The organism is uncultured Pseudomonas sp. (assembly GCF_913777995.1).
Taxonomy (GTDB): Bacteria; Pseudomonadota; Gammaproteobacteria; order Pseudomonadales; family Pseudomonadaceae; genus Aquipseudomonas.
Genome location: NZ_CAJYVE010000002.1, coordinates 17,086 through 27,191 on the forward strand (window position 1 = coordinate 17,086; position 10,106 = coordinate 27,191).

Below are 10,106 nucleotides of genomic sequence, written 5' to 3' on the forward strand. Positions count from 1 at the left end.
GCTAATTTGCCCGCATCCCGGCCAACGGCCGGGATGACGCGCTATAATCACGCCCTTTTTTCCGGAGCGACGTGATGTCTCTGCCCAGCCTGCGCCTCAAAGCCAACGCCGACCGCCGCCTGCGCGCCGGCCACCTGTGGATCTACAGCAACGAGATCGACGTGGCGGCCACCCCGCTGAACCGCTTCGCGGCCGGTGACCAGGCCGTGCTGGAAGCGGCCAGCGGCAAACCCCTGGGCATCGTCGCCATGAGCCCCAACAACCTGATCTGCGCCCGCCTGCTGTCGCGCGACATCAAGCTGCCACTGGACAAGTCGCTGCTGGTGCACCGCCTCAACGTGGCCCTGTCGCTGCGCGAGCGGCTGTTCGACAAACCGTTCTACCGCCTGGTGTACGGCGACTCGGACCTGCTGCCAGGCCTGGTGGTGGACCGCTTCGACCACATCCTGGTGGTGCAACTGGCTTCGGCGACCATGGAACAGCACAAGGATGACGTGATCGCCGCCCTGGTGCAGGTGCTCAAGCCCAGCGGCATCCTGTTCAAGAACGACTCCAGCGCCCGCGATGCCGAGGGCCTGAACCGCTACGTCGAGACCGTCTATGGTGCGGTGCCGGAGTGGGTGGCCCTGGAAGAGAACGGCGTGAAGTTCGAAGCCCCAGTGCTCGACGGCCAGAAGACCGGCTGGTTCTACGACCACCGCATGAACCGTGCGCGCCTGGCGCCCTATGTGAAGGGCAAGCGGGTCCTGGACCTGTACAGCTACATCGGTGGCTGGGGTATTCAGGCCGGGGCCTTCGGCGCCAGTGAAGTGACTTGCGTGGACGCCTCGGGCTTCGCCCTCGACGGCGTGGAGCGCAATGCCGCGCTGAATGGCTTCGCGGAGAAGGTCACCTGCATCGAAGGCGACGTGTTCGAAGCCCTGAAGGAACTGAAAGCCGCTGAAGAACGCTTCGACGTGATCGTCGCCGACCCGCCGGCCTTCATCAAACGCAAGAAAGACCTGAAGAACGGGGAAGGCGCCTACCGCCGCCTGAACGAACAGGCCATGCGCCTGCTCAGCAAGGACGGCATCCTGGTCAGCGCCTCGTGCTCGATGCACCTGCCCGAGGACGACCTGCACAACATCCTGCTGACCAGCGCCCGCCACCTGGACCGCAACATGCAGCTGCTCGAACGCGGCGGCCAGGGTCCGGACCACCCGGTACACCCGGCGATCCACGAGACCCGCTACATCAAGAGCATCACCTGCCGGCTGCTGCCCAACAGCTGAGCGTCCGGCACTCCAGCCACCCGGAGCCCGATGCGCTCCGGGCACCTCAGCCTCGTCTTGCGGGGTGTCTGAAGGCGCTTCGCAAAAGCCCTGCCAGCAAAATCGACAGGTCGTTCGGCGAATTTTCACCTGTCGATCAGACGTCATGCCAAGCAGGCGCCAGCGGTGTAGAATCGGCGGCATTCATCGCCAGTCATCCCCGGCGGGTTTATGAGCTCAGGCCGAGTGCACGGCGATCCCGTGGCCTTCGGTTTTTCACTGCATGCGATCAACGCCCTCGTGCGTGTGGACCCACAGAAGCTCACTCCCCTAGATAGGCACCCCTGAAAACACCGGCGAGGCTGTCAGCGCGAGCCTGGTTTCAACGCCGCGATGACCACACCGGTGGTTTTCAAAGGTGCCCGACTGATTAGCCTGTATTGCCGGAGTGCTACAAATGCCTGATTACCGTTCCAAGACCTCCACCCACGGCCGCAACATGGCCGGCGCCCGTGCCCTGTGGCGCGCCACGGGCATGAAGGATGACGACTTCAAGAAGCCGATCATCGCCATCGCCAACTCCTTCACCCAGTTCGTACCGGGCCACGTGCACCTCAAGGACCTCGGTCAGCTGGTCGCCCGCGAGATCGAACGCGCCGGTGGCGTGGCCAAGGAATTCAACACCATCGCCGTGGACGACGGCATCGCCATGGGCCATGACGGCATGCTGTACTCGCTGCCGAGCCGCGAGATCATCGCCGACGCCGTGGAATACATGGTCAACGCGCACTGCGCCGATGCCATCGTGTGCATCTCCAACTGCGACAAGATCACCCCCGGCATGCTGATGGCCGCGCTGCGCCTGAACATTCCGGTGATCTTCGTCTCCGGCGGCCCGATGGAAGCCGGCAAGACCAAGCTGGCCAACCATGGCCTGGACCTGGTCGACGCCATGGTCATCGCCGCCGACTCCAGCGCCAGCGACGAGAAAGTCGCCGAGTACGAGCGCAGTGCCTGCCCGACCTGCGGTTCGTGCTCCGGCATGTTCACCGCCAACTCGATGAACTGCCTGACCGAAGCCCTGGGTCTGGCGCTGCCGGGCAACGGTTCGACCCTGGCGACCCACAGCGACCGTGAGCAACTGTTCCTCACCGCCGGGCGCACCATCGTCGAGCTGTGCAAGCGCTACTACCAGGGCAACGACGAGTCGGTACTGCCGCGCAACATCGCCAACTTCAAGGCGTTCGAGAACGCCATGATGCTCGACATCGCCATGGGCGGCTCGACCAACACCATCCTGCACCTGCTGGCTGCCGCCCAGGAAGCCGAGGTCGACTTCGACCTGCGCGACATCGATCGCCTGTCGCGCAAGGTGCCGCAGCTGTGCAAGGTGGCGCCGAACATCCAGAAGTACCACATGGAAGACGTGCACCGCGCCGGCGGCATCTTCAGCATCCTCGGTTCGCTGGCCCGTGGCGGCCTGCTGCACACCGACCTGCCGACCGTGCACAGCGCCTCGATGGAAGAAGCCATTGCCAAGTGGGACATCACCCAAACCAACGATGAAGCCGTGCACACCTTCTTCAAGGCCGGCCCGGCCGGCATCCCGACCCAGACCGCCTTCAGCCAGTCGACCCGCTGGCCGAGCCTGGACGACGACCGCGAGAACGGCTGCATCCGCAGCGTCGAGCACGCCTACTCGCAGGAAGGCGGCCTGGCCGTGCTGTACGGCAACATCGCGCTGGACGGCTGCGTAGTGAAGACCGCCGGCGTCGACGAGTCGATCCACGTGTTCGAAGGCAACGCGAAGATCTTCGAAAGCCAGGACAGCGCGGTGCGCGGCATCCTCGCCGATGAAGTGAAGGCCGGCGATATCGTGATCATCCGTTACGAAGGCCCGAAAGGCGGCCCGGGCATGCAGGAAATGCTCTACCCGACCTCCTACCTGAAGTCCAAGGGCCTGGGCAAGGCTTGCGCCCTGCTCACCGACGGCCGTTTCTCTGGCGGCACCTCGGGCCTGTCCATCGGCCACGCCTCGCCTGAAGCCGCCTCCGGCGGCGCCATCGGCCTGGTGCGCGACGGCGACAAGATCCTCATCGACATCCCCAACCGCTCGATCAACCTGCTGGTCAGTGACGAAGAGCTGGCAGCGCGTCGCGTGGAACAGGACAAGAAAGGCTGGAAACCGGTCGAAGTACGCCCACGCAAGGTGACCACGGCGCTCAAAGCCTATGCCCTGCTGGCCACCAGCGCCGACAAGGGCGCAGTGCGCAACAAGGCCATGCTCGACGGCCTGTAAGGTTGCAGCGACATGAAAAACCGGCGCCTGGTGCGCCGGTTTTTTTATGCCCTGTCTCCCGCAGGATTGGTTTTAACCGCAATACAGTTCAGTTAGGCCGGGTAGGAGCGGCTTCAGCCGCGAAGTGACTGCATGTTCACAACAGATGCACTGAATTTCCTCGCGCTTTCGCGGCTAAAGCCGCTCCCACCGGGTCACGTGTCGCTTAAGCGAACAGTATTGGTTTTAACCGCAATACTAGTCAGTTAGCCCGTGGGAGCGAGCTTGCTCGCGAAGACGGCGTCACGTTCACAGCAAATTCAGCGACTTTGCCCGCTTTTCGCGAGCAAGCTCGCTCCCACAACATCGACAGCCGAGCAAGCAGCCCAGGCGAACAGCGGTTACTGAATCTCGTCCGGCTTGACGATCACCCAGTTCTTGTCCGCCGTCACCGGCAGACCTTCCTTGGCCTGGGCCTCGGCGTTGGCCTTGATCATGCCGTTGAGCTGGTTCATGTACTTGTCCTTGCGGTTGATCCACAGGTGGATGCCGCCCTTGTTGACGTCCACATCGTGGAACAGCATGTAGCCATCGCTGCTCGGGGTGTCGCCGCCCACCAGCACCGGTTTCTTCCACTGGTCGATGTAGGTCAGGATCGCCGCGTGCTTGCCGGCCATCCAGGTTGCCGGCGTCCACAGGTAAGGGGTCAGCTCCAGGTCCATGTTGGCCTTGGGGTCGTACTTCTTGTCGGTGATCTGCTTGCGGGCGGTGGTCAGCTCACCGGTCTTGCGGTCCTTGAGCAGGGTGGTCACGCCGATGACGTTCTCCGGCTTGACGTTGTAGCCATACTTGGGATCGGACGCGACCATGCGCACCAGCTCTTCGGAGGCGGCGGTCATCACGTAGACTTCGATGCCGTTCTCCATCAGCTTGTTGTACAGCTCGGTCTGCCCGGTAAACACCTTGGGCGGGCTGACTTCCAGGGTCTTGACCTGGTCACCGTCGTAGTAGGTCGCCGGAATCGGCTTGTCCAGGGCCATCAGCTCGTCGACGTAGCCTTTCAGCTCCTTGAGGGTGAAGCCGGAGAACACCTGGGCCACCCAGGGGTAGCAGACCATGTCGTCCAGCTCGCACAGGCGGTAGTAGTAGCTGAACAGGCTTTCCTTGTGCTCGGCGGTGTCTTTGAAGGGGATCAGCTTCAGCGAAGGGTCGAGCTTCTCGCGGGTGAGCAGGCCTTTGCTTTCCAGATAGGGCAGCAGCGATTCCTCGAGGTCGAAGCGGTAACTGGTGTTGTCCATGTCGAACACCGCGTAGTTACCTTTGTTGGCATTGGCCGCGATCATCGCGTCCAGCGCCTTGGCGGCCGGCTCGGGCCAATGCTTCAACTCGGTGGCAGACGCCGGACCGGCCAGGGCGAAGCCCAGGCTAAGGCAGAGTGCGCTGGCTAACAGTCTTGGCTGAAACTTCATCACAGACATCCCCTTTTCATGACAAAGGCAGGACCGTAACAAAATTGCATGACAGTTAGCGCGCCTGGACGACCGCTTCGTTGCCAAATACGCCAGCGACATGGTCGATAGCGACAGCACACGGCAAAAACGACAATTTGATGACAGAAATGTGAATCAGCCTGCGCGGCGTTCCCACACCTCGAAGTGATAGGCCGGCTTGTCGCCTTCGGCCGGGTTGGCCTGGGTCGAGACCCGTTGCCACTGTGCACTATCGAACGCGGGGAACCAGGCATCGCCGGCCGGGCTCAGTTCGACGCGGGTCAGGTAAAGGCGGTCGGCATGCGGCAGGCCTTCGGCATAGAGTTGTGCGCCACCGATGAGCATCACTTCCTCGACGCCCTGCTCGGCTGCCCATTGCTCGGCGCGTGCCACGGCGGCCGCCAACGAGTCATAGACCTCGGCACCTTCCAGTTGCAGCCCGCTCTGGCGGCTGACCACCAGGTTGAGCCGGCCCGGCAGCGGACGGCCCAGCGAATCCCAGGTCTTGCGGCCCATGATGATCGGCTTGCCCAGGGTAGTGGCCTTGAAATACTTGAAGTCCCCCGGCAGGTGCCAGGGCATGGAATTGTCGATGCCGATCACCCGGTTTTCACCCAGGGCGGCGATCAGGCTGAGGGGGAGCTGTCTGTTCATGCCGGCGAGCATACCAGAGCGAAGGAACTCGTACCCTAAAGGCCTATCACAGCGGTTATGCTGCCTGTCCGTTTTCTGCCAAGGGACGCTGTGTGACTGCCCCGAATTCTCTCGACTCCTTGTGGCTGACCGAAGCGGTGCGCCTGCGCGAAGCCCAGGCTGGCCCCCTCGACGATCAGCAGGCCAGCCGCCAGGCACGCGCCGCCGGTGGTGACTTCGCCACGCGCCTGCAACAACGAGCCCACTGGCTGGCCGAGCGCGATGGCATGCTCGCGGCCCTGCGCCGTTGGAAACAGGGCGCACGCCTGGCACTGCTGGCCCTGGCGCTGTTCGCCCTGGCCAGCGGCGCCGGCCTGGCCTTCGCCGCATTGGGTGGTACGCCCGGCTCGATCAATGTGTTTCGCGCCGTGGGCAGCCTGCTGGGCCTGAACCTGCTGCTGTTGCTGGCCTGGACCCTGGGCATGCTGCTGAGCCGGCATGCCGGTGCCAGCCTCGGGCAGCTGTGGCTGTGGCTGAGCGGTCGCCTGGCGCGTGACGCCCAGGCCGTGCAACTGGCCCCCGCCCTTTTACTGCTGTTGCAACGCCAGCGCCTGGAGCGCTGGGCCTTGGGCCTGCTGAGCAACGGCTTGTGGCTGCTGGCGCTGCTCAGCGCACTGGTGGTCCTGCTGGCGATGATGGCCACGCGGCGCTACGGCTTCGTCTGGGAAACCACCATTCTGGGCAGCGACACCTTCGTCAGCCTTACTCAACGACTGGGCACCCTGCCCGCCTGGCTGGGCTTCAGCGTGCCCGACGCCGAGACCATTCGCGCCAGTGGCAACGGTCCCGCCGGTCTCGACGATGCGCGCCAGGTCTGGGCCGGCTGGCTGGTCGGGGTGCTGCTGATCTACGGCATCCTGCCGCGCCTGCTGCTGACCCTGCTGTGCCTGTGGCGCTGGCACCGCGGTCGCCAGGCCCTGAGCCTGGACCTCGACGACCCGGCCTACCAGCACCTGCGCGAGCGTCTGATGCCGGCCAGCGAACGCCTGGGCGTCAGCGACGCCGCACCGGCCCGGCTGCATGAAGTTCCACGTCCCACGGCGAAGCTGGCCGAGGGCAGCGCGCTGATGGTCGCCCTGGAGCTGGACGATCAGCAGCCCTGGCCACCGGCACAGGCTGCACAGGTGGCTGACGCCGGTGTGCTGGATAGCCGCGAGTCGCGCCATCGCCTGCTCGAACAACTGACCCAGAGCCCTCCGGCGCGCCTGCTGATCGCCTGCGACCCGCGCCGCTCACCCGACCGCGGCAGCCTGGCGCTGCTCGCCGAACTGGCGCGCAATGCCGGGCAGACCCGCGTGTGGCTGCTGCCGGCCCCCGCCGGGCAGCAGCTGGATACCGAACGCCTGGGCGACTGGCAGGACGCCCTGCAAGCGCTGCAACTGCCTGGCCATACCCAGGCCCCGATAAACTGGCTGGAGAGCGGCCATGACTGACGCACATCGCCCGCTGAAGCTGGCCGTGGTCGGCCACACCAACGTGGGCAAGACCTCGCTGCTGCGCACCCTGACCCGCGACGTGGGCTTTGGCGAGGTGTCGCATCGCCCGAGCACCACCCGCCATGTGGAAGGTGCACGCCTGTCCGTCGACGGCCAGGCGCTGCTGGAGCTGTACGACACGCCAGGGCTGGAAGACGCCATCGACCTGCTCGACTACCTGGAGCGCAGCACCCAGGGCGAGCGCCTGGACGGCCCGGCGCGGTTGCAGCGCTTTCTGCAGGGCAGCGAGGCGCGCCAACGCTTCGAGCAGGAAGCCAAGGTGCTGCGTCAGTTGCTGGCCTGCGACGCCGGTCTGTACGTCATCGACGCCCGCGAGCCGGTGCTGGCCAAGTACCGCGACGAACTGGCGATTCTCGCCGGGTGTGGCAAGCCGCTGCTGCCGGTACTGAATTTCGTCAGCCGCCCCCAGGCCCGCGAAGCGGACTGGCGTGAGGCCTTGTCGCGCCTGGGCCTGCATGCCCTGGTGCGCTTCGACAGCGTGGCGCCACCGCAGGACGGCGAGCGCCGGTTGTACGAAAGCCTGGCGCTGTTGCTGGAAAACGCCCGGCCCCAACTGGAGCGCCTGATCAGCGACCTGGAAACCCAGCGCCAGGCCAGGCGCCATGCTGCGGCGCGGCTGATCGCCGACTTGCTGATCGACTGTGCCGCCAGCCGGCGCAGTGTGCCGGCGCAGGCCGACCCCGAACGCAAGGCCATCGAGGCGCTGCATCAGGCCGTGCGTCAACGTGAGCAGCAGTGCGTCGAGTCGCTGTTGCAGCTCTATGCCTTTCGCCCCCAGGACGCCTCGACCGGCGACCTGCCGCTGCTCGACGGGCGTTGGGGCGACGACCTGTTCAACCCCGAGACCCTGCGCCTGTTGGGCGTACGGGTCGGCGGTGGCGTAGCGGCAGGGGCGGCAGCCGGTGCCGGGGTGGACCTGCTGGTCGGCGGCCTGACCCTGGGTGCAGCAGCCCTGGCCGGGGCCATTGCCGGCGGCGCGCTGCTGACCGCCAAGGGCTACGGCAACCGTCTGCTCGGTAAGCTCAAGGGCGAACGTGAGCTGACCGTGGACGACGCCGTGCTGCGTTTGCTGGCCTTGCGGCAGCGGCAATTGCTGCTGGCGCTCGACGCCCGTGGGCATGCGGCAATGCAGCGCATCGAGCTGGAGACACCGCAGGACACCCAATGGCGTACCGGCAAGCTGCCCGCCCCGTTGCGTCGGGCACGCGCTCATCCGCAATGGTCGAGCCTGAACCCGCATGCGCGACCCAGTCAAGCCGAACGCCAGGAAGCCCGTGAACGCCTGGCTGAAGTGCTACAAGCCTCATGAGCCGCGAAGAAGCCGTTGCAACGGGTAGGCGCGGCTTCAGCCGCGCAGGACCTAACCACCGCTTTCCCGGCTAAAGCCACTACTGGTCAGTTAGTGGGAGCGAGCTTGCTCGCGAAGGCGGCGTCATGCTTACAACAAATGGGGTGACTTTGCCGACCTCTTCGCGAGCAAGCTCGCTCCCACAAAAAAGTCGCACAGCGCTTAGTCGAACGGTATTGCGGCTAAAGCCGCTCTGTGACCGGATTTCTGCCTGCCAGGCGACCAAGGGTGCTTGCACTGCCTACCGCAAACCCCGGCGGGCCGGTATGATCCCGCGCCCGTGATGACCACCCAGAAAACAGAATGAAACCCACCCTGATCGCCGCCGCCGAACTCGACCGCCTGGAAACCTGGGCCAAGTACTCCAGCCACATGTGCGGGGGCTGCATGTCCACCTGTTGCACCCTGCCGGTCGAAGTGAAGATCAAGGACCTGATCCGCATCGGCATCGTCGACGAATTCGAACAGGGCGAGCCGCCGAAGAACATCGCCAAGCGCCTGCTCAAGGAAGGCATCATCGAGCGCTTCAACCAGAAGACCGGCATCTTCACCCTGCAGCGCATGAGCAACAACGACTGCCTGTACCTGGACCGCAAGAGCCGCCTGTGCACCATTTACGACAAGCGCCCGGACACCTGCCGCAACCACCCGAAGATCGGCCCGCGCCCCGGCTACTGCGCCTACAAGCCCAAGCCGCCAGAGAAGAACGCCAGTTCGGCGGTGAGCCGAGGTCCGACCCGCGTATCGCTGGATTTCTGATGCGCTGAAGCCGAACCTTCCAACCGCACAAACGAAAACGCCCCCGGTCTTGCGACCGGGGGCGTTTTCATTCAGCCGGGGCTAAGTCTCACGCCTTGGCTTTCTTGGCAGCGCGGGTACGCTCGCCTTCGTCGAGGATCTTCTTGCGCAGACGGATCGACTTCGGCGTCACTTCGCACAGCTCGTCGTCCTGGATGAATTCCAGGGCCTGTTCCAAGGTGTGGCGAACCGGCGGAACCAGGGCGATGACCTCGTCCTTGCCCGAAGCACGCATGTTGTCGAGCTTCTTGCCTTTGGTCGGGTTCACGCCCAGGTCGTTGTCACGGCTGTTCAGACCGATGATCTGGCCGTTGTAGATGTCCTGGCCGTGCTCGATGAACAGCTTGCCACGAGCCTGCAGGGTTTCCAGCGAGTAGGTCAGCGCCTTGCCGGTTTCGACCGAAACCAGAACGCCGTTGAGGCGGCCGGACATCTGGCCTGGCTTCATGGTGTCGTAGCGATCGAAGATCGAAGTCAGGATGCCAGCACCGTTGGTCAGGGTCAGGAACTGGTTGCGGAAGCCGATCAGGCCACGCGCAGGAACGTTGTACTCCAGACGCACACGACCCTTGCCATCCGGCACCATGTTGGTCAGGTCGCCCTTACGCAGACCCATCTCTTCCATGACCTTGCCCTGGGATTCTTCAGGGATGTCGATGGTGACGTTCTCGAACGGCTCCTGCTTGACGCCGTCGACTTCGCGGATGATCACTTCAGGACGGCCCACGGCCATCTCGAAGCCTTCACGGCGCA

General features: G+C 64.7%; 7 protein-coding genes and 1 pseudogene. 5 read left to right on the plus strand and 3 right to left on the minus strand.

Going from position 1 to position 10,106, the window contains the following annotated elements; genetic code table 11:
- Window positions 1-74 precede the first annotated feature (74 nt).
- Together QZ497_RS00320 and ilvD are read left to right on the plus strand one after the other, a co-directional pair.
- Complete coding sequence (locus QZ497_RS00320; protein ID WP_295469935.1) at window positions 75-1,271, plus strand: class I SAM-dependent rRNA methyltransferase; 1,197 nt, start codon at window positions 75-77, stop codon at window positions 1,269-1,271.
- Window positions 1,272-1,707: 436 nt separating this feature from the next.
- On the plus strand, window positions 1,708-3,549 hold the full coding sequence (gene ilvD / locus QZ497_RS00325) for a dihydroxy-acid dehydratase (protein WP_295469938.1): 1,842 nt from the start codon (window positions 1,708-1,710) through the stop codon (window positions 3,547-3,549).
- Between the two features lie 380 nt (window positions 3,550-3,929).
- Here the strand turns inward: ilvD and QZ497_RS00330 are convergent, their stop codons facing one another.
- Both QZ497_RS00330 and QZ497_RS00335 read right to left on the minus strand, forming a co-directional pair.
- Complete coding sequence (locus QZ497_RS00330) at window positions 3,930-4,997, minus strand: haloacid dehalogenase-like hydrolase (protein WP_295469940.1); 1,068 nt, start codon at window positions 4,995-4,997, stop codon at window positions 3,930-3,932.
- 156 nt (window positions 4,998-5,153) lie between these two features.
- The gene (locus QZ497_RS00335) at window positions 5,154-5,672 is read right to left on the minus strand and encodes a dihydrofolate reductase (protein ID WP_295469943.1); all 519 of its coding nucleotides are present in this window, start codon (window positions 5,670-5,672) and stop codon (window positions 5,154-5,156) included.
- Between the two features lie 92 nt (window positions 5,673-5,764).
- On the opposite strand from QZ497_RS00335, the gene QZ497_RS00340 reads away from it, so the two are divergent.
- The 3 genes from QZ497_RS00340 (at window position 5,765) to QZ497_RS00350 (ending at window position 9,314) form a co-directional block, all read left to right on the plus strand.
- Complete coding sequence (locus tag QZ497_RS00340) at window positions 5,765-7,144, plus strand: DUF2868 domain-containing protein (RefSeq protein ID WP_295469945.1); 1,380 nt, start codon at window positions 5,765-5,767, stop codon at window positions 7,142-7,144.
- Window positions 7,137-8,516: a DUF3482 domain-containing protein gene (locus QZ497_RS00345; RefSeq protein WP_295469948.1), complete on the plus strand. Its 1,380-nt coding sequence runs from the start codon at window positions 7,137-7,139 to the stop codon at window positions 8,514-8,516. Before QZ497_RS00340 ends, QZ497_RS00345 begins: the two co-directional genes overlap by 8 nt.
- A 342-nt stretch (window positions 8,517-8,858) precedes the next feature.
- A complete protein-coding gene (locus tag QZ497_RS00350; RefSeq protein WP_295469950.1) occupies window positions 8,859-9,314 on the plus strand; it encodes a YkgJ family cysteine cluster protein in 456 nt (151 codons plus the stop codon).
- A gap of 88 nt (window positions 9,315-9,402) precedes the next feature.
- On the opposite strand, the pseudogene QZ497_RS00355 reads toward QZ497_RS00350, so the two are convergent.
- Window positions 9,403-10,106 (minus strand): annotated as a pseudogene (locus QZ497_RS00355) (translational GTPase TypA); the annotation flags it as partial.